Below are 19,349 nucleotides of genomic sequence, written 5' to 3'. Positions count from 1 at the left end.
CTTCAGACCGCGTAGGTGTGGTCGGGGGTGTCGGTGACGAACATGTAGCCGGGCGCGTGGGTGATCGCGAACGGCGGGTGCGAAGCCATGATCGCCGCCTGCGGGGTGACGCCGCAGGCCCAGAACACCGGCACCTCGCCGTCGCGGATCTCCACGGGGTCGCCGAAGTCCGGAGTGGACAGATCCTTGATGCCCAGCGCCTCGGGCTCGCCGATGTGCACCGGTGCGCCGTGCACGGCGGGGAACTGCCCGCTGATGCGCACCGCGTCGGCGACCCGGTCGGCCGGGATGGGCCGCATCGACACGACCATCGGTCCGGACAGCCGCCCGGCGGGGCGGCAGGGCCGGTTCGTCTTGTACATCGACACGTTGCCGCCGGTGGTGATGTGCCGGATCTCGATCCCCGCCGCGAGCATCGGCGTCTCGAAGGTGAAGCTGCAGCCGATCAGGAACGCGACGAGGTCGTCGGTCCAGTACCCCGTGATGTCGGTCGGTTCGTCGACCAGTTCGCCGTCCCGCCAGACCCGGTAGGCGGGCAGGTCGGTGCGCAGGTCCGCGCCCTCGGCGAGCGCGGTGTGCGGGCTGCCCGGGTCGGTGACGTCGATGATCGGGCAGGGCTTGGGGTTGCGCTGGCCGAACAGGAGCGCGTCGTAGGCGTAGTCGCGCGGGACGATGATCATGTTGGCCTGTGCGTAGCCGGGTGCCCAGCCCGCGGTGGGCACCCGGAGCCCGGCGCGGAAGCGGGCGCGGGCCTCGGCGGGATCGGTGGTCGGGGTGGTCATCAGGCCCTCCTAGTGGAAGATCGATCCGATGGACGTGAGGGACTCGACCGCGGCGTAGGCGGTGAACAGCCAGGCCGCGAGGCCGACGCCGAGCAGCACCTTCGGGTAGCGGTAACCGGCGATGAGGTCCCGGCGGCGCAGGGCGACCCACATGATGATGCCCAGCCCGATCGGCAGCACCAGCCCGTTGATGGCGCCGGCGAACACGAGCATGGACTGCGGGGTCTGGCCCGCCGCGATGAACACGATCGTCGCGAGTCCGATGAGGACGATCACGGCGCGGTTGAAGTGCCGCCGGACCGGTGCCGCGTAGGACTGCAGGAACGTCGCGGTGGTGTAGGAGTTGCCGATCGTGCTGGTCATCCCGGCAGCCCAGAACACCAGGCCGAACAGGTGCAGCCCGACGCTGCCGAACGCGGCGAGGAAGCTCGACCCGGCCGCGTCGCTGGAGTTGGCCAGGTGCACGCCGGTGGCCACGACGCCGAAGAAGCCCAGGAACAACACGATCCGCAGCACACAGGCGACCAGGATGCCGGTGAGCGCGCCGCGGTTGATGCGCTTGAGGTTGCCGACGCCGGTGATGCCGGAGTCGATCAGCCGGTGGGCGCCGGAGTAGGTGATGAACCCGCCGACCGTGCCGCCGATGAGCGTCAGGATCGGCAGGAACGGCAGCCCGTGCGGGGCGACGGTGCCGACCACCGCCTGCCCGACCGGCGGCGCGGTGACCGCCACGAGCACGATGATCAGTGCGATCTTGACCAGGCCCAGCACCACCATCACCCGGTCCACCGCGGTGAACACGGACTTGGCGAGGAAGATCCCGATCGCGAGGCAGCCGCTGATCGCCGCGCCGATCCGGCTGTCGAGGCCGAGCAGGTTGTGCAGGCCCAGCCCGGCGCCCGCGATGTTGCCGATGTTGAACACGACCGCGCCCAGCACCACGAACACCGTCAGCACCTGGCCCGCGCCGGGGAACACCTTGCTCGCGAGGTCCTGCGCGCGCTGGCCGGAGATGCCCAGGATCCGCCACACGTTCAGCTGCACCGCGACGTCGATGATCATCGAGACGACCACCGCGCAGGCGAACGAGGCGCCGTAGAGCACGGTGAACGACGCGGTCTGGGTGATGAAACCGGGGCCGGCCGCGCTCATCGCCATCAGCACCGCGGCGCCCAGCAACGGCGGCACGCGCAGCCTGGCCCCGCGGCCAGGGCTGGTGTCGGTGTGGCTGTCCATCTCGCTCCTCGTACTTCTCAGGCGGCCCGGCTCATTCGGCGAGCCGGGGGCCGATGATCTTGTGGAACGCCTCCACGTCGGCCTGCGGCAGGTCGTAGGCGGATTCGGCGGTGTGCGAGGGGAAGAAGAACACGTGCTCGACGCCGGACTCCTGCTGGGCCCGCAGCAGCCGGTCGGCGCAGTACTCCGGCGGCCCGAACAGGCCGAAGGCCTCGCAGACCTCGGCGGCGAGCTCCGGGGAGATCGCGGCCGGGTCGTGGTCCTCGGGGATGTCCAGCCCCGCCGCACGCAGCCAGCGGAGGTTGGACGCGCTGGGGTAGCACAGGAACTGCTTGCCGGGCCGGTAGAACCGCCGCGGCCACTCCCGTGCGGTCTCGAAGCTCTCGATCGCGGTCGGCACGATGAAGATCTCCTCGACGGAGCCCGGTGCGCGCCCGGCGCGCCGCTCACCGGCGCGGAGGTGCTCGCGGGCGGCCGCGATGCTGTCCGGGTGCAGGCCAACCAGCATCATCACGCCGTCGGCGTGCTCGCCGGCCAGTTCCAGCATCTTCGGGCCGGCGGCGAGCACGAACACCTTGGGCGGAGTCGCGGTGGTGTTGTTCATCCGCAGCTCGGCACCGTCCACTGTGGCCGGCCGGCCTGCCAGCAGGTTCCGGATGGCGGTCACCGCTTCGGCCAGCTGCTGCCGCCGGGCCTGGGGCTTGCCCGCCTTCTCCACCGACAGGAAGCCGGGTGCCAGCGTCAGCATCGCCCGGCCCGGGCCGATCTCGGCCAGTGAGTTCGCGGTGGCGGCCAGCACGAGCGGGTGCCGGGTCACCGGGTTGCTGGTCGCCGGGAACAGCGTGAGCCGTTCGGTGGCGGCCGTCGCGAGCGCGAGCACCGCGTAGACGTCGCGCCCGGAGTGGTGGTGGTCGTTGACCCCGACACCGTGGAACCCGGCGTCCTCGCAGGAACGGATGAACGTCGCGAGCTCGGGCAGCGGGCGGCCGACGGGGACGCGGATGTCGACCTTGATGCTCATGGGGCTCCTCAGGTTCGCCGGGAAGGCTTGCTCACTGGTCCAGGTAGGTGCGGATCACGGAGAACCGCAGGTAGTCGTCGTTGACGTGGACAACGGTCACCGCCACCGGCAGCTCGTTCGCCCTGATGTGGGTGTGCCGCAGCCGCAGCACCGGGTGCGAGCGCTTGACGTCCAGCGCGGTGACGACCGGCCGCGGCGGCAGCACCGGGCGCACCTCGGCGACGGAGTAGCAGACCGACAGCCCGGCGCCGACCTCGACGAACTCGAACGTCGAGCGCCGCGGGTCCCGCTCCTCGGGGTGGTCGCCGAGCAGGTTGGCCGGGACGTAGTCGACGCTGTGCACCGCCGGTTCGCCGTTGGCCTCGAAGACCCGCTCGATGCGCAGCGCCCGGTCGCCGACGGGGAGCTCCAGCGACGCGGCGAGCTCCTGGTCGAGCGCGACGACCCGCTGGTCGAGCGTGCGCACGCCCGGCCGGTAGCCCGCCTGCTCGAGCAGGTCGATGAACGGGCTCGCCTCGGCGAGGTTGGCGCCGATGCCGATCGCGTGCCGGTTGATGAACGTGCCCTGGCCGTGCAGCCGCCGGATGCGGCCTTCCTTCTGCAGGGACTGCAGGGCCGAGCGGATCGTGGCGCGGCTGACGCCGAGCGCGGTGCTCAGCTCGGCCTCCGAGGGCAGCCGGAACCGGCCCTCCTCGCCGAGCCGGGCGATGGCGTCGCGCAGCCGGTCCTTGGCCTGGCGGTAGGAGTCGGCGGTGACCGTCTCGATGGTCACCGGCTTCTTCGCCCCGGCCGGGTTTCGGGTGATCACTCGCGGCCCTCCGTCCCGGAGCCGGACGGCGGTGCTGTCGCCATGGCTCCTCCAGAAACCGTAGTTGACAGACGTCGGACGTCTAGCCTATTTGAGAAATATCCCACGCGCCTGCCGGCTCCGGACAACGCCTGGTCAGGACGGTAGCGGCCGGCCCCGCGTCTCGGGCAGGAACAGTACCGCGCCGATCCCGAGCAGGTAGACGACCGCGCTGAGCGCGGCGGCGTTGCCCACGCCGCCGACGACCGAGGCCAGCAGGCCGGTCACCAGCGCGCCCACAGAGGCGAGCACCCGGGTGAGGTTGAAGATCGTGCCGATCGCGCTGGCACGCACGGCGGTGGGGAACAGCTCCGGGGTGTGCACGGTGTACCAGCTGAAGATGCCGCCCGCCGCGTACCCGGCGACCAGCTGCAGCAGGACCGCCGTGCCCGCGTCGTGCACGAGCAGGAAGACCACCGGGATGATCACGACTGCGGCCACGAAGTAGCCGACGGTGGTCAGCCGCCGTCCCCAGCGCTCCGCCCAGAAGCCGAAGACCACGCAGCCCGCGATCTCGCCCACGTTGTAGAGGGCCGACGCCCAGCCGGTGTAGAAGCTCGCGCGCGGTCCCGGGGCGAGCGCGCCGACGTAGGTGGGGATGTAGGAGCTGCTGGCCCAGAAGCCGACCGTGATCGCGACGGAGACCAGCAGCGCCAGGCCGAGCCGCTTGCGCAGCACCGGTGCCGCGAGCTGCTGGATGAGCTCGCGGGCCGAGGCGCGCCGCTGCGCGGTCCACTTCCGCGACTCGGGGATCGCGCGGCGCAACGCGATCACGAGGAACGCGGGCAGCACGCCGACGAGGTAGATGTAGCGCCACGAAACGGTTTGCGAGGAGTTGAACAGCACCCACAGCAGCGAGACGAGCAGGCCACCGGCGGAGAAGGTGCCCTGGAGGAGCCCGGCACCCTTGGTGCGGGCGCGCGCCGGGAGGATCTCCTGCAGCAGCGAGACGCCCACCGCCCACTCCGCGCCGATGCCGAGCCCGGTGAGCAACCGGGTGACCGCGAGCGTCTCCCAGTTCTGCGCCAGCGCGGACAACCCGGTGAACAGGCCGTACAGCACCACGGCGCCGATCATCGTGCGGCGGCGGCCCAACCGGTCCCCGGCGAACCCGCCGACCACGCCGCCGATCGTCCAGCCGGCGAGGCTGATCGCGAGCAGGTAGGCGAAGTACTGGGACAGGTGCGCCAGCCCGGACGCGGGCAGCAGGTCGCGCAGCGACGCCGGGCCGGTGGTGATGAGCGCGAACGTCTCGTAGCCGTCGAAGGTCCAGAACAGCATGGTGACCCCGAGCGCCGCCCATTCCGTGCGGCCCAGGCTGCGCAGCCACCCCCGGGGTTCGTCGGCGCGCACCTCGTCACCGATGTTGGTTCGTGGCATCGAACTCCTCCTCCGTTCAAGGAAGTCGCTGGTCCCACAGATCGGTGGAGGTGACGTCGTGCACGGCTGCGGTGTCCACGGCGGACACCGCCTCTTCCGGCACGCGCGCCCGCGGTGGGAAGACGATCGGGGGCGCGGGCTTCGTCGCGTCGATGATCACGGCGGAGGACATGCGCGGGCTGCGGCCGCCTTCGGCGTCGTAGGTCCAGTTGGTCGGCAGCAGCCCGCCGGGGCCGTTCCAGCGCGGGATGATCTGCAGGTCCTGTGCCGCGTCGAAACGGGTGCCGATGGCCCAGGAGACCTCGCGCTCGTCGTAGACGTCGATGTCGTCGTCCACGACGACGACCGCGCGCAGGTTCTCCGGTTCGGTGTTGAACGCGGCGAAGGCGGCGCGGGTGGGGTCGCTGTCGAGCTCCTTGCGGATGGAGAGGTAGCAGTGCATCCGGGTGTGCAGCGGGATGTTGACCGCCTTGAGCCCGGGAACCTTCTGCCGCACGGCTTCGTGCACACTTGCGATCCGGGGCAGGGCGCCCATCAGCCGGTGTTCGCGGCCGGAGGCCTGGATGTCCTGGAAGATCGCGTCCCGGCGCATCGTGATCGCGTCGACCTCGATCACCGGCTTGCGCCCGCCGCCGACGTAGTGGCCAGGCCACTCCGCGAACGGGCCCTCCTCGGCCAGGTCGCCGGGCAGGATGTGGCCCTCGATCACGATCTCGGCCCGCGCCGGCACGAGCAGGTCCGAGGTCAGCGCCTCGACGAGCTCCACCGGTTCCCCGAGGAACGCGCCGGCCGCCTCGTACTCGCCGCCGACGCCCGGCACCCGCGACACCGCGCCCATCAGGAACGCGGGGTGATGCCCGATGACGATCGCGATCGGCGTGGGCTCGCCGCGTTCGGCGTGGCGGCGGTGGATGGTCCCGCCGTCGTGCGAGCCGAAGAACCAGACGCCCATGCGCTTGCCGTCGTAGACGTGGTGGCGGTAGATCCCCGCGTTGAGCCGGCCCGACTCCGGGTCCCGCATGACCGCGACGGCGGCGGTGAGGAACGGGCCGCCGTCGAGCTCGTTGTGCGTGGGAATCGGCAGGCGCGTCAGGTCCGCCTCGTCGCCGCGCCACACCACCTCCTGCACCGGGGCCTGCCCTGCGGGGACCTGGACCGGCGGCTGCGCGGCACGGCCCTGACCGGCGATCGAGGAGTGGGTCAGCGTCTCGACCGGCACACCCAGCGCCAGCGCCATCCGGTCGTGGGTGGCCACCAGGTTGGTCAGGCACGGGACGTCCACCCCGGACACATCCGTGAACAGCAGAGCGGGGTATTCGGCGCGTTTGTCGTAGAACGCCCCGTACGCGGTGATACCGAACCGGGGGTCGACGGGCGCGGACACCCGCTTGAGGCTTCCCGGGTCCTGCTTCACCAGGTCGGTCAGAAAAGTCCGGAGGTCCTTCGTCATGACTCTTGTCCTCTCCGACGCGGTTCCCGCGACGCCGGCCGGTCGATGACGAGCGCGAGCTTGGGCAGCGACACTGTCGGTCTGCCGCCAGCGGGGTGGTCGGTTCCCCAGCAGACGCGCGAGAACGGCAGCCCAGCCGCTGCGCGCGCATCAGGAACTCGGACAGCCCGCGCGTCGTCCAGCGCGGTCTCCTTGACCGAGGACGTTCCCATGTGGACCATCACGCCGATGCCCACGCGGCCGGCCTGCCGAGCTGCTCCGCCACGACTGCCTCCTCGATAGGACGTCTGACGTCTGCCGAACTATAGGTCGCCCGATTCGGGAACCACAAGCGCGACCAGATGGTGAAACCAGTCAGCGCAGACCCTTAACGCGAGCGCAACATTTTCCCTCCTGCCAGCGGAAACCGGCGCACGTTTGGGACGAAGTCGCTGCACGCCACGCTTGGAATGGTTCGTACTCCCCGAAGCGGCGCGGCAGCGCCTCGGGCAACAGACGTTCAGCCGCTGAGGTGAACAAGGCTGGTGCGTCATCTGGGACGTCCTCACGCAGGCAGCACCAGACCAGGCCAACCGACGCGCGGGTCTCGCGGGGCGGTTTCTGGATGACATGACTTCGAGCGCGACCACAGCGTGCTGGTCTGCTGGTCGATCATCGCGCCGTTGACCACCAGAGCAAGCCGCTTGGCGAAGCGAAGTGCGTGTGGAATCTCCGACAAGGCGGTGCCTTCGACCATGATCGAGTACAGGTGGCGGGCCCCGAGGACGGCGTTGGTCACCTCGGGCGGCACGTCCTCTGGCTCGACATCGTCCGGACCGTCGATCGTGAACGAGTAGCGCCGACGAGCACCACGTAGAACGATCAGCGAGCGCCTGCTGTCGGCGGCATCGGCCTGTAGGTCACCCACCTCGCCGAGCAGGTCCCGCAAAGCGTCTCTGTCGAGCGAATCCTTAGCGTAGACCTCAGGTCATAGGACAGGTGCCAATGTCGCCACGGTGAGCAACGCGGAGCGGCCGGCGGCTGGAATGCTTGCGGATAAGTCAGGCGTTCCGTGTCGCCGACGAGCAGGCTCACGCCCCACCAGATCGCCGCCCCAGTTCGGTCACGCTCGGCCATCGCTCACGCACGACGTGTCCGTCGGCCGGAAAATCGCCACCCTGCCGCGGCTGACACCCTCCAGGGCGTGATCTTGAAAGCAAAAACCCCAGGCCGAAGACCTGGGGTGATGGTGCGCCATCAGGGACTCGAACCCCGAACCCGCTGATTAAGAGTCAGCTGCTCTGCCAGTTGAGCTAATGGCGCTTGCTCAGCTCGCCTCAGGTCTCCCCTCAGCGACTCGAAAAGATTAGCATGCCCCACCGACCCCCCTTCACAGAGGGTCCCACCTGGGGCCGGCCCCCCGCAGAAACGACGAAACCCCACCGGGGCAGCCGCGAAGCGACAACCACGGTGGGGCCATTGGGTGAGTGACGGGACTCGAACCCGCGACATCCTGGACCACAACCAGGTGCTCTACCATCTGAGCTACACCCACCACGCGAGGAACCGGTGACCGGTCAACCTCAGCCGGGATATCGTAGCGTGCCGCTCCGGCGGTTTCGCAGGGGGTTACCCACCGTGGCGTTGCTGCACTTCAGCGGCCGCGGCGCGCGCCTGGTCGCTGGTCGGCCCTGGCTGCGGCACGAAGGCTGTCTTCCGGTAGTAGTCGAGCTCGCCGATGGACTCCCGGATGTCCGCGAGCGCGCGGTGCGCGAGGCCCTTCTCCGGCTTCGCGTAGTAGATGCGCGGGTACCACCGGCGGACGAGCTCCTTGACCGAGGAGACGTCGACCATCCGGTAGTGCAGGTGGCTGTCGAGTGCGGGCATGTCCCGCGCGATGAACCCGCGGTCGGTGCCGATGGAGTTGCCGGCCAGCGGCGCGCTCTTCGGGTCCGGCACGTACCGGCGCACATAGGCGAGGACCTGCTGCTCGGCCTCTTCGAGGGTGACCGTCGAGCGGCGGACCTCTTCGGTGAGCCCCGACTTGGCGTGCATCTCACGGACCACGTCGGGCATGTTGCCCAGCTGCTCGTCGTCCGCATGGATGACGAGGTCGAGACCTTCGCCGAGGATGTTCAGCTCGGCGTCGGTCACCAGGACGGCGATTTCGATCAGTGCGTCTTTGGCGAGGTCGAGCCCCGTCATTTCGCAGTCGATCCAGACAAGACGGTCGGTCACCGAAAAACCTTAACGCGCCGCCTCTGTGTCCGTGCCACGACACAGCGGAACGGGCCGCCCCGACCGCGACCCGTTCCGCTGCTCCCCGACCGGCTCAGTCGTTCTCAATCTGGCTCACGATGGTTTTCGCGTCGTTGATCGGGATGGCGAAGCCGATGCCGACCGATCCCGCGGACGACGAAGGGCTGTAGAGCGCCGAGTTGATGCCGATGACCTGTCCGGCCATGTTGACCAGGGCGCCACCGGAGTTGCCCTGGTTGATGGCGGCGTCGGTCTGGATGGCGGTGTAGCTGGGCGAGCCGCTCGTCTGGTCGGCCGTCTGCCCGAACGGCGAGGACTGCTGCCCATCGCCGGTGCCGATGTCCGACAGCTGCCGGTTGAGCGCGCTGACGATGCCGGACGTGACGGTGTTCTGCAGGCCGGCGGGGGAGCCGATGGCCACGACCTCCTGCCCGACCTGCAGCTGGCTGGAGTCGCCGAGGGTGGCGGCGGTGAGGCCGCTGGCGCCCTTCGCCTGCAGGACGGCGATGTCGGCGGTGGTGTCCGCGCCGAGCACGCTCGCCTGGTACTTGGTGCCGTCGGACAGGGTGACGGTGACGCTTCCCGCGTCGGACACCACGTGCGCGTTGGTGAGGATCTTGCCGTCGGAACTGAGGATCACCCCCGACCCGATGGCTTCACCCTGACTGGTGGTGACGTTCACCTCGACGACGCTGGGTAGCACCTTCGCGGCGACGGCACTGACGTCGGTGTTCGTCGAACCGGAGACGGTCTGGGCGGCGGTCGTGGAGGTCGGCGCGGCAGCCGAACCGCTCTCGAAGCCGACGATCGCGGCCCCGCTCGCGCCGCCGACCAGTGCGGCCGCGACCGCAGTGGCGCTGATCAGAACCGCGACCCGCTTGCCCTTGCGGCGCGGCGGCGGTGCGAGGACCTGCACGGCGGGATTGGGCTGCTGCTGCCCGTAGTACGGGTGGCTCTGCTGCTGCGGCTGGTATCCACCCGCGTGGCCCGGCCGGAAGTCGTTCTCGCTCATGGCATCCACCATCGTGCTCGTTGTTGTGAAAAACCTGTGGAACAACCCAGAAAACAGCTGAGAAGAATTTGCTGAGAATTCTCAGCGGATTCTTCGTCTAATACTCCAGCCGTAGATCGTGATGTTTATGGTTCTCGGGTGGATTGCCGCTGGTAGTGGGCCTGTCGGGCTCGGTGTTGATGCTGTCGGCGCCAGGCTGAGAAGCGTAGGTGGTGCGTGGTGCCTGTGATCAGCGTGGTGGTGATCGTGGCGAACAGGTGTTGGACTTCGTTGCAGGTCAAGGAAATCCAGCGGGTGGATGTTGGTGTCTGGGTGGGTTCGGTCGCGGCGAGGACGGTGAGGAACGCGTGCGCGAGCATCGCCAGAACGGTCCAGCGATGCCATGAGAGCCAGCGGCGGACCTGGTGCTGGTCCAGGCCTGCCAGACCTTTGCCGGTTTGAAAGGATTCTTCGACACGCCAGCGGGTTCCAGCCACGCGAACCAGAACGGGCAACGCGACGGGGGTGGGCGCGTAGCAGCGGTAGAACGCCAACTCTCTGGTGCGGCGGTTGCGTCGGATCAGCAGCCACCGATGCCCGCCCACCTCGGCATCCTGATCAATGTCGACCAAAGCCCAGTCGTAGAAGCGGTGTCCCTTCGCCCCGGTACCGGCCGACAGGCGTTGCCACACATGTTTCGGTAGTCGGGTGGCCAACTCGTCCGGGCGGAACGTCCCCGCTCCGGTAGTGACGCGGCGGTCGCATCCGATGGCCAGCACATAGCCGACGCCACGGCGCTCCAGTTCCGCGCGCAGCGTGGGGTCGGCGCCGTAGACCTCGTCGCCGGTCACCCACGGCGCATCAACTCCGGCATCGAGGGCTCGGGTGATCATGGTGGTGGCCAGGGCGGGTTTGGTCGCGAACTGCATGTTCTCGCTGATCCCAGCCGCGGCGCAGCGTTCGCGGTCGCTCGTCCAGGACTTCGGCAGATACAAGGCCCGGTCGATAAACGCGTGCCCGGCCGTCGTGGCATACGTCAGATACACCGCGACCTGCGAGTTCTCGATCCGACCGGCGGTTCCGGTGTATTGACGTTGCACCCCAACGGTGCGCGTGCCCTTCTTCAAGTCTCCGGTCTCATCGACGATCAGGACTGCGTTCTGGCTGCCGAGGTGGTCGCAGACGTAGTCGCGCAGGTCGTCACGCACCGCGTCGGCATCCCACACCGCCCGCGCGAGCAGGTGCTGCAGGCCGTCTGGTGTCGCGTCTCCGACATGCTCGGCGATGGTCCAACAGTTCTTCCGCGGCAGCTCAGACACCAGACCCAGCAACAGTTTCTCCGCCCGACGACGGGGCTCGACCCGGCTGAAACGGCCCGCGATCCGCGCGGTCAGCTCATCGAACATCGCCTGCCAGCGAGCAGGGTTTATGCTGGGGCCCGCGGCCGCCAGCCGATCTTGGGAAGTCCACACAACCGACCATGATCAACTGGCGGCCGCACCCATCTCCGACACCCCCTCACCAGCACCGATCACGAAGTCCGGCTGGAGTACTAAGCTGGGGCCAGTGCGTGCTGCGGTCGGCGACGAGCTTCCTGGCCAGTTCTGCCCACTCGTCCGCGGGCCACGCTGCCGGCCGGCTGCGCCGGCTCGATTCCGACCACACGCAGAACTCCTGGATGCCCGATGACGGTGCGAGCCGGACGCTGCGGGTTGCGATAAGCGGCCGCGATCACCGTCCACAATGCCCGAACGGGAACGTTTTCCCGTCGCTTGAGCACGAGGTGTGCGGAATTGACGCGTGGGGGCGGGGAAAAGCAGTCCGCGGGGATCCGGGAAGCGACGCGTATTTCGAAACGCGTCGACCACCAGGCTTGTTCGAGGTCTCGTGGGCTTGCGGCTGCCACGCGTCTGGCAAAGCCCCACTCGACGATCAGCGCGGCTTGGCGAAGATTCGTGTGCTGAGGGCTGAGTAGCCGCCGCAGGAGGGTGGTGGACAACGCGTACGGGATGCTGGCCACTGCAGAGAATCGTCTGCGTGGCAAGGGAACCACTTGTGCGTCGGCAGGCACGACTCGCACGTTGCCGTACTCGCGGAAGCGATTGCGCAGCTTGCGGACGAAGGCGGGATCACGTTCGACGGCGAGGATCTGCGCTCCTGTTTCAGCCAGATGGGTGGTGATAGCGCCTTGGCCGGCGCCGAACTCGACGACGAGATCGTTGCGATCGAGTGCGCAGGACCGGACGAGCTGGACGGCGATTCGGGGCACGGCAAGGAAATGCACGACGCCGGAGCACCCGGCACGGGGTGCCGCGGGCATGAGGACTCCACGTCATGAGAAGGGAAGAAGCGCTCATGACGCAGCGGCCGGAGTGCAGGAGGAAACGGCGCGCACGAGGGCTCGTCAGTAAGATGTGGGCAGCCGCTGCGTTCAGGTGAGCCGCGGCCGTAGCCGGGCGCACACGACGCAGGACTCCAACAAGGTTCCCATGGCCATCACGGTAGCGACCCGGGCAACCGGTTTTCGGACCTTCCGAAACTGTCGGTGGTCGTCGCTATGGTCGGCAGATCCGAACCCGACCATGGGAGGTACCCGATGACCAGCACCCTGCACCAGCCCACCGAACTGCGCGCCGAGGGCCCGTTCGACCTCACGGCATCCGGCCGCTTCCTGGAGTGGTTCACCCCGGGCGCGCGGCCGGACGCCGCGGGTGAGCCCGGCCTGCTGCGCCTGGCGTTCCCGGTCGAAGGGAGCTGGGAGCACGCCGGCGTCCTGATCCGGCAACGAGCGCCCGGCAGGGTCGAGGTTTCCGTTGCGGTGGGGGAGGAAGTGGCTGCCGCGGCGGTCCGTCAGGTGCGGCGGATCCTGTCGCTGGACGTCGACGGCAGCGGTTTCTCCGCGATCGGGCAGGCGGATCCGGTGGTCGGTGAGCTACAGGCGCGGTATCCGGGGCTGCGGCAGGTGTTGTTCCACTCGCCGTACGAGGCGGCGTGCTGGACGATCATCACGAACCGGATCCGGATGCCCCAGGCCGCCCGGATCAAACAACGAATAGCGGAGCGGTACGGCGAGCTCGTCGAGGTCGATGGCCGGCAGCTGGCGTCCTTCCCGGCTCCCGAGGCGTTGCAGGCGATCGAGCAGCCGCTGGGGCTGCCGGAGGTGAAGATCGAACGCCTGCGCGCGATAGCGCGTGCCGCGCAGGAGGGTGTGCTCGACGCGGAATCCCTGCGTGCCCTCGAACCCGACGAAGCGTTACGGCAGCTGCAGCGGCTGCCCGGTATCCGGCCCGTTCTCGGCCCAGCTGATTCTCGTCCGTGGCGCTGGTCATCCCGATGTGTTTCCCGACAGCGAAGAACGCCTTCACGCCGAGATGCGGGAGCTCTACGCCCTCCCCGAAGCGAGTCCCGCAGCCCTTGCCGAGGTCGCCGACCGTTGGCGTCCTTATCGAAGCTGGGTGGCCCTACTGCTGCGCACCCACCGGGAGGCCCGCCTGGCGTAGTCAGTCCGGGCGGACGGGCCAGCACCCGGATCGGGGGAGGTGTGCCCGCTGGTGGCCCGCGCGCTCAAGGGGCTGTTTGGCGTGCCATCCCGGGCGCTCGGATCGGGGCGAGGTGCACTTGCCGATGAGCCTGCGCTCACGCTGGGGTGCCTGGCGTAGTCAGCCCGGGTGGACGGGCTAGCACCCGGGCCGGGGGAGGTGCGCCCGCCGCGGCCCGCGCGCTCAGCGGGGGCTGCCTGGGTGGCCATCCCGGGGGCTCGGATCGGGGCGACGTGCGCTCGCCGGTGAGGCCTGCACTCACCGGGGCCTGCTTGGCGTGTCCATCCCGGCCGCCTGGAGGCCTGTCCGCACCCGGAGCGGGGCCAGGGTGTGCCCACCCGTGAAGCGCGCACACATCGGAAGGCCACCTGCCCGGCCGCCCTGGGCGGCTCGAGATCAGGCGGCACACAGACCGCGGGCGGTTCGCCTGCCGGTGAGGCGGCACCTCCCGATGAGGCGCCCCAGGGCTCCGCCTGCCGTGCCCGTCGACGGACCGCGCACTCGGGGCCGCCCGGCGTGGCAACCCCGGCACCCGCACCGCGCTCGGCGTGCCCGCTGACGAAGCGCGCACCCACGACAAAGGAGATGGACCTGTGAATCGGACGGGGGTGGTAACAGGACGTAGACACCCGATGTGGTGAGCTGCGCCCGTGCAACTCGCGGACACGGGCGACGTCGTATCACCGACCGGGATCTTCGGCGCGCAGCCGAACCCCACGGTCTGGGTGCCGCTGGTCACCGGCGGCCTGGCCTTGCTGCTGGTGCTGTCCGGCTCGCCATGGCGACTGGCACGCAACGTCGTCACCATCGTGCACGAGGCCGGGCACGCGCTGGTCGCCGTGCTCGCGGGCAGGCGCCTGCAGGGCATCCAGCTGCACTCGGACACGTCAGGGGTGACGGTCTCGCGTGGCCGTCCGTCCGGTCCCGGCATGGTGCTGACGTCGTTGGCCGGATATCCGGCGCCTGCCGTGCTCGGGCTCGGGTTCGCGGGACTGCTCGCCGCGAATCGCATCACGGTGCTGCTCGCCGTCGCCGCGCTGCTCCTGCTCGGGGTGCTGGTGATGGTGCGCAACGCCTACGGTGTGCTGTCCGTCGTGCTCACGGCGGCCGGGCTCGCCGTGCTCGCGCTGATCGCCGGACCGCAGGTGCAGGCGTGGTTCGTGTACCTCATCACCTGGTTCCTGCTCTTCGGTGGCATCCGGCCGGTGTGCGAGCTGCAGCGGAAGCGGCGCCGTGGCGCGGCCCGCGACTCCGACGCGGACCAGCTCGCGCGCCTGACCGGGGTGCCGGCGGCGCTGTGGCTGCTGATCCTCGTGGTCATCGCGGTCACCTGCCTGGTCGTCGGCGGCACCTGGCTCCTCGAGCCCGCGCTGCAGTCCTGAGCTGCCCGTACGGCACACTGGAGTGCGCGAAAGCGGCGAAAGGAAGGTGCGCTGTGTCCGACGAGGTGGCCAAAGCAGTCGAGGAATGTGCGCGGGCGGCCAAGGTGGCGGCTCCGTCGCTGGCCACGGCGCCGGACGAAGCGATCGACGCCGCGCTGACGGCGATGGCGCGTCTTCTGCTCGAAGGCCGTGCGGCGGTGCTCGAGGCCAACCGCGCGGACGTCGCCAAGGCCCACGAGGAAGGCATGAGCGCGGGGCTGCTGGACAGGCTGACCATCACCGAGGACAGGCTGACCGGCATGGCCGAACAGCTGCGGCTGCTGGCCGGCGCGCCGCACCAGGAGCGGTCCATTCCGGTGTCTGCTTTGGACGGCGGGCTGCGGCTGGTGGAGCGGCGGCGTCCGGTCGGCGTGATCGGCGCGAACTACGAGGCGCGGCCGAACGTGACGGTCGACGTGGCGTCGCAGCTGGTCAAGTCGCGCAACGCGGGTGTGCTGCGCACGGGTTCGGCCGCGCTGGGTTCGGCGCAGCGGTTGCTCGACGTCGTGATCGCCCCCGGGCTGGCCGAGGCCGGTATCGACTCCGATGTGATCCAGCTGGTGCCACGGGTGGAGCGCGAGGCCGCGGCGGCGCTGGTGCAGCTGCCGAACCTGGTGCCGCTGGTGATCCTGCGTGGCAGCGGCGAGAGCACGCGCGCGCTGGCCACCGAGGCGGCCACGCATGGCGTGCGCACGCTCGCCCACGCCGACGGTGGCGGCGTGCTGTACGTCGACGTCGCGGCGGACGTGGAGAAGGTGCGGTCGCTCGTGTTCGACAGCCTCGACAGGCTGGGCGTGTGCAACCGGCTGAACCTGCTGCTCATCCACTCGGCGGTGCACGATCAGGTGTGGCCGGTGGTCTCGGCGGCGCTCGCGGAGCGGAACGTGACGCCGTCGCTGGCGCCGCACGAGCATGCGATCGGTTACGAGTGGGCCTTGGACTCCGACCACGAGGCGACAGTGACGGTCGCCCAGGTCGAGAATCTGCAGGAGGCGGTGCGCATCGCGAACGAGCAGACCTCCGGCTTGGCTGCCGGCATCGCGACCGAGGACGCCGCGACGGCGGAGTCCTTCTTCGACGGCTACACGGGTACGGGCGTCTTCTGGAACGCGCCGACCCGCCTGCTCGACGGCTTCAAGCTGCTGGCCGTCCCGGAGACGGGCATCAACCTGGACAAGGTCCCCGGCCCCCGCGGCCCGGTGACGTACACCGACCTCTACGTCCGCCAGTACGCCGTCCTCCCGGCCTGACAACCCGGGCCCGCAGGATGGGCGGCGCGTCTCATCGGGCGATGGGACAGAGCGCAGGCTGTCCGGACGCTGGGCGAGCGGACGCCGGACGCCGGGTGAGCGAACGCCTGGCGTTTCGGCGGCGGGAAACGCGCGGGCGGGCTGGGCGATGGGACCGCGCGCGCCGTGAGGACGGCGGCGTGAGCGAATCGCCCCGAACCGCGCTGGAGGCGAAGGGGCGCAGGCTCGCGTAGCCGTGCACGGAGGCCTTGCGACGTGAGCGAACCCCGCCGGAAGGCTGCGTCAACCGCCAGGGGGCGTGAGGCGCAGTGTTGCGTGGCTGCGCACGGAGGCCTTGCGGCGTGAGCGAGCTAAGGCGGACCCGGACCCTGCATCAACTGCCGGGGGGCGTGGTGTGCAGTCTCGCGTGGCTGCGCACGGAGTCCGTACGGCGTGAGTTCACTTCGCCGGACCCTGCTCAACCGCGGGGGGCGGAGCGGCGCAGCCGTGCGTAGCCGGGCACCGAGAACGCGCACCATGGCCGCCCACGAAACCCGGCGGCGGAGCGAGCCCCACCGAAACCCCCACCGAAACCCCCCAACCCCCGCCAAACCCCGCCAAACCCCGCCTCAAGCGCGGCGGAGGGCGTAGGGGCGCAGCCTCGCATAGCCGCGCACCGAGGCCGGGCGGCGTGGGCGGACCGAGTAGCCCCGCGCGGAGGCCAGGTCCCGTGCCAGTTCGCGGTCCACCAGGATCGTGCCCGGGCGGGCGATCGACGTGAGGCGGGCGGCCAGGTTGACCACCGACCCGTAGACGTCCCCGAAACGGCTGAGGATCCGGCCCGCCGCCAGGCCCGCGCGCACCTCCGGCAGCTCCGGGTCCGCCGAGGTCCGCTCCGTCAGGCTCAGCGCTATCTCCGCGGCATCGACCGGGCTGTCGGCCACGAACAGCACCTCGTCGCCGATCATCTTCACGATCCGGCCGCGGTGTTCGGCCACGACCTCCGTCGCCAGGGCCTCGAAGCGCTCCAGGATCCCGCTCAGCTCCGCCTCGCCGATCCGCCTCGTCAACCGCGTGTACCCGACCATGTCGACGAAGCCCGCCACCTCCGTGCGCGCCTCGAGGTCCTCCTCCGGCGACGCCAGCGCGCGCCCGGCGAAGGCAGCCAGATGCCGCCGCCACACGAAGTCCTGCACGCGCTGCAGCTCGGGCACCAGCCGCTCCACCAGCAGCGCCACCTGCCGGTCGTCGCGCCCGAGCTCCTCGTTCTCCGTGATCAGCGTCCACAACATGGACACCTGCCACTCCGCCAGCCGCGAGAGGTGCTGCCCCAGCGCGCGGGTCACCGAGGTCTCGACGCGGGGGTCCAGCAACCCCGACGAGATCAGCTGGTCGGCCGTGCGCACCGCCTCCACGTCGGCGTCGGTGAACACCACCTGGTCGTCCGCGACCGTGGCGAAGCCGAGCGCGCGCCACAAGCGGGTCGCCCGTTCGATGGGCACGCCCGCCTTCTCGGCGACCTCCAGCCGCGTGTACCGGCGCTCGCCGCCGAGTAGGATGCGTTCGAGGCGCTCTTGGTCCACGGAATCGCTACGTCGTGTGGACGATCAGCACGTCGACCCCGGACTTGCGCGCCGCCTCCGAGGGCACCGAGCCCAGGATGCGGCCGGTGAGCGTGTTGAGCCCCCGGTTGCCGACGACGAGCAGGTCCGCCGAGCGTTCCGAGACGACCTTGCGCAGCGCCTCCACCGGCTCACCGAGGACCGCGATGGTCTCGACGTTCGCCGCGCCCTGCTTCGCCGCGCGGTCGCGGGCGGACTGCAGCGTGTCCTCCGCGGGAGCGGAACCGACCACCTGGTAGGCCTCGTCGCGGAGCACGTCCTGCGCCTTCTCGACATCGCCGCGGCTGGCCGGGTAGTACGCGCAGACGATCACGAGCTGCGCGCCCGAGTCCGCCGTCACCGCCGCCGCGCGGTCGACCGCGCGAAAAGACGAGTCCGAACCGTCCGTACCTACTACAACAGTCTGGTAAGCCGCCATCCGAGTCCCTCCGGCAAGTGCACGCACATCGCGTGGCTGTGAAGGTTACTCGCCAGTCGGTTTGCTCGCAGCCCTGTTCGGGTTAGCTTTTGCCGGGCCCGGCGCCGGGCGTGGCGCGGCCGGCTTCGTGGGATGTTCGTCCGGCGGCACCTCGCCCCCGGAAGCACCGTCGCCGAGCACCGAGCTCGCCTCGGCGAGCACTGCCCGCGCCGCCTTGACCTGGTCCGCGATGCCCGCCCGCAACGACCGCAACGCCTCGACGCGGTCCGCAGCGGCGTTGATCCGCTTGTTGGCCTCCTCGGTCGCCTCGCGGACGCGGCGCTGGGCCTCGTCGGTCGCTTCGGCGAGCCGGGCGTTGGCCTCGGTGATCGACGCCTGCTTGCGGCGGTTGGCGTCCTCGATCGACTCGCGGCGAAGGCGTTCGAGCTCCGCCTTGGTCGTCTTCTCCTCTTCGGCAACCGTCGTGCGGATTGCGGTCGCTTCCTCGGTGGCCTCGCGGACCCGGCGCTCCGCGTCGGCCTTGCTGGCGGCCTCCTGCTCGGCGAGGACGCGCATGGCCTCCTTGCGCCGCGCCGCCATGGCGATCTCGAAGTCCTCTTCGACCTTGGTGCGCCGCTGCTCGGCCTCGGCGCCGAGGCGGTCGCATTCGTCCTTGGCCTTCTGGGTGATCGCCTCGGCCTCGGCGCGGGCGGTCTCGAGCACGTTGCGGTGCTCGGTCTCCATCTCCTTGCGCCGCGCGTCGAGCTCGGACAGCAGCTGCTCGTACCGCGCGCGCATGGCGCTCGCGTCGGCCTCCGCCTTCGCCCGGATGTGACCCGCCTCGGCCTCCGCGCGCGCCCGGGTGTCGGCCGCCTCGTCCTGAGCGAGCCGGAGCATGCGCTGCAGGCGTTCGGACAGGCCTTCGACGGTCGTCGGCGGCTGGCCGAGCCGTTCGACCTGGCCACGCAGGTTGTCGATCTCGCCGCGGGCCTGCTCCAGCTGGCGCGCCAGATCGCCCGCCTGCGTGATGGCCGCGTCGCGGTCGGCGGCCAGCATCTTCAGGTCGCCGTCGAGCCGTTCCAGGTGCTCGTCCACCTGATGCCGGTCGTAACCGCGTTTCGCCAGGTCGAAGCCGGCGCCCAGCGGTACAAGCTCCCGTTCCTCGCCAAGGCTCATGACTATGAGAGTAGCCGCGG

General features: G+C 70.1%; 17 protein-coding genes and 2 tRNA genes. 3 read left to right on the top strand and 16 right to left on the bottom strand.

Annotated features, from left to right (window positions below; genetic code table 11):
- Nucleotides 1–2: 2 nt before the first annotated feature.
- From LWP59_RS32330 to LWP59_RS32270, 13 genes are all read right to left on the bottom strand, one after another.
- The gene (locus LWP59_RS32330) at nt 3–782 is read right to left on the bottom strand and encodes a putative hydro-lyase (protein WP_144641892.1); all 780 of its coding nucleotides are present in this window, start codon (nt 780–782) and stop codon (nt 3–5) included.
- A 9-nt stretch (nt 783–791) separates the two neighbouring features.
- Complete coding sequence (locus tag LWP59_RS32325; protein ID WP_144641891.1) at nt 792–2,018, bottom strand: NRAMP family divalent metal transporter; 1,227 nt, start codon at nt 2,016–2,018, stop codon at nt 792–794.
- A gap of 31 nt (nt 2,019–2,049) precedes the next feature.
- Nucleotides 2,050–3,039, bottom strand: a complete 990-nt coding sequence (locus LWP59_RS32320) for an LLM class flavin-dependent oxidoreductase (RefSeq protein WP_144641890.1) — start codon at nt 3,037–3,039, stop codon at nt 2,050–2,052.
- Between the two features lie 31 nt (nt 3,040–3,070).
- Nucleotides 3,071–3,847: a GntR family transcriptional regulator gene (locus tag LWP59_RS32315; RefSeq protein WP_144641889.1), complete on the bottom strand. Its 777-nt coding sequence runs from the start codon at nt 3,845–3,847 to the stop codon at nt 3,071–3,073.
- 135 nt (nt 3,848–3,982) lie between these two features.
- Nucleotides 3,983–5,266: an MFS transporter gene (locus tag LWP59_RS32310; protein WP_144641888.1), complete on the bottom strand. Its 1,284-nt coding sequence runs from the start codon at nt 5,264–5,266 to the stop codon at nt 3,983–3,985.
- A gap of 16 nt (nt 5,267–5,282) precedes the next feature.
- Nucleotides 5,283–6,716: a UbiD family decarboxylase gene (locus LWP59_RS32305; protein ID WP_144641887.1), complete on the bottom strand. Its 1,434-nt coding sequence runs from the start codon at nt 6,714–6,716 to the stop codon at nt 5,283–5,285.
- Between the two features lie 544 nt (nt 6,717–7,260).
- Nucleotides 7,261–7,644: a hypothetical protein gene (locus LWP59_RS32300; protein ID WP_144641886.1), complete on the bottom strand. Its 384-nt coding sequence runs from the start codon at nt 7,642–7,644 to the stop codon at nt 7,261–7,263.
- Between the two features lie 298 nt (nt 7,645–7,942).
- Nucleotides 7,943–8,018, bottom strand: a tRNA-Lys gene (locus LWP59_RS32295).
- A 159-nt stretch (nt 8,019–8,177) separates the two neighbouring features.
- Nucleotides 8,178–8,250 (bottom strand) — tRNA-His (locus tag LWP59_RS32290).
- 74 nt (nt 8,251–8,324) lie between these two features.
- The gene (orn, locus tag LWP59_RS32285) at nt 8,325–8,933 is read right to left on the bottom strand and encodes an oligoribonuclease (protein ID WP_144641885.1); all 609 of its coding nucleotides are present in this window, start codon (nt 8,931–8,933) and stop codon (nt 8,325–8,327) included.
- Between the two features lie 94 nt (nt 8,934–9,027).
- Nucleotides 9,028–9,966 (bottom strand): S1C family serine protease, encoded by a 939-nt coding sequence (locus LWP59_RS32280; protein WP_144641884.1) that lies wholly within the window; start codon nt 9,964–9,966, stop codon nt 9,028–9,030.
- 125 nt (nt 9,967–10,091) lie between these two features.
- The gene (locus LWP59_RS32275; RefSeq protein WP_233921948.1) at nt 10,092–11,351 is read right to left on the bottom strand and encodes an IS701 family transposase; all 1,260 of its coding nucleotides are present in this window, start codon (nt 11,349–11,351) and stop codon (nt 10,092–10,094) included.
- Between the two features lie 146 nt (nt 11,352–11,497).
- Nucleotides 11,498–12,265: an rRNA adenine N-6-methyltransferase family protein gene (locus tag LWP59_RS32270; protein ID WP_229857772.1), complete on the bottom strand. Its 768-nt coding sequence runs from the start codon at nt 12,263–12,265 to the stop codon at nt 11,498–11,500.
- Between the two features lie 276 nt (nt 12,266–12,541).
- Between LWP59_RS32270 and LWP59_RS32265 the strand changes: the two genes are divergently transcribed.
- From LWP59_RS32265 to LWP59_RS32255, 3 genes are all read left to right on the top strand, one after another.
- Nucleotides 12,542–13,573, top strand: a complete 1,032-nt coding sequence (locus LWP59_RS32265; protein WP_308431743.1) for a DNA-3-methyladenine glycosylase family protein — start codon at nt 12,542–12,544, stop codon at nt 13,571–13,573.
- A 603-nt stretch (nt 13,574–14,176) separates the two neighbouring features.
- Nucleotides 14,177–14,866, top strand: coding sequence for a M50 family metallopeptidase (locus LWP59_RS32260; protein ID WP_229857801.1), 690 nt, complete (start codon nt 14,177–14,179; stop codon nt 14,864–14,866).
- 53 nt (nt 14,867–14,919) lie between these two features.
- The gene (locus LWP59_RS32255; RefSeq protein WP_144646217.1) at nt 14,920–16,155 is read left to right on the top strand and encodes an aldehyde dehydrogenase family protein; all 1,236 of its coding nucleotides are present in this window, start codon (nt 14,920–14,922) and stop codon (nt 16,153–16,155) included.
- Nucleotides 16,156–16,763: 608 nt separating this feature from the next.
- Here the strand turns inward: LWP59_RS32255 and LWP59_RS32250 are convergent.
- From LWP59_RS32250 to LWP59_RS32240, 3 genes are read right to left on the bottom strand one after another with little or no spacing between them, the layout of a single operon-like run.
- The gene (locus LWP59_RS32250) at nt 16,764–17,717 is read right to left on the bottom strand and encodes an adenylate/guanylate cyclase domain-containing protein (RefSeq protein WP_144644120.1); all 954 of its coding nucleotides are present in this window, start codon (nt 17,715–17,717) and stop codon (nt 16,764–16,766) included.
- Between the two features lie 7 nt (nt 17,718–17,724).
- The gene (locus LWP59_RS32245) at nt 17,725–18,174 is read right to left on the bottom strand and encodes a universal stress protein (protein WP_144644118.1); all 450 of its coding nucleotides are present in this window, start codon (nt 18,172–18,174) and stop codon (nt 17,725–17,727) included.
- A 45-nt stretch (nt 18,175–18,219) separates the two neighbouring features.
- Nucleotides 18,220–19,329 (bottom strand): coiled-coil domain-containing protein, encoded by a 1,110-nt coding sequence (locus LWP59_RS32240; RefSeq protein WP_144644116.1) that lies wholly within the window; start codon nt 19,327–19,329, stop codon nt 18,220–18,222.
- Between the last annotated feature and the right edge of the window lie 20 nt (nt 19,330–19,349).

The organism is Amycolatopsis acidiphila, assembly GCF_021391495.1.
GTDB classification, from domain to species: domain Bacteria; phylum Actinomycetota; class Actinomycetes; order Mycobacteriales; family Pseudonocardiaceae; genus Amycolatopsis_E; species Amycolatopsis_E acidiphila.
This window is presented reverse-complemented; position numbering and strand designations above follow the sequence as displayed.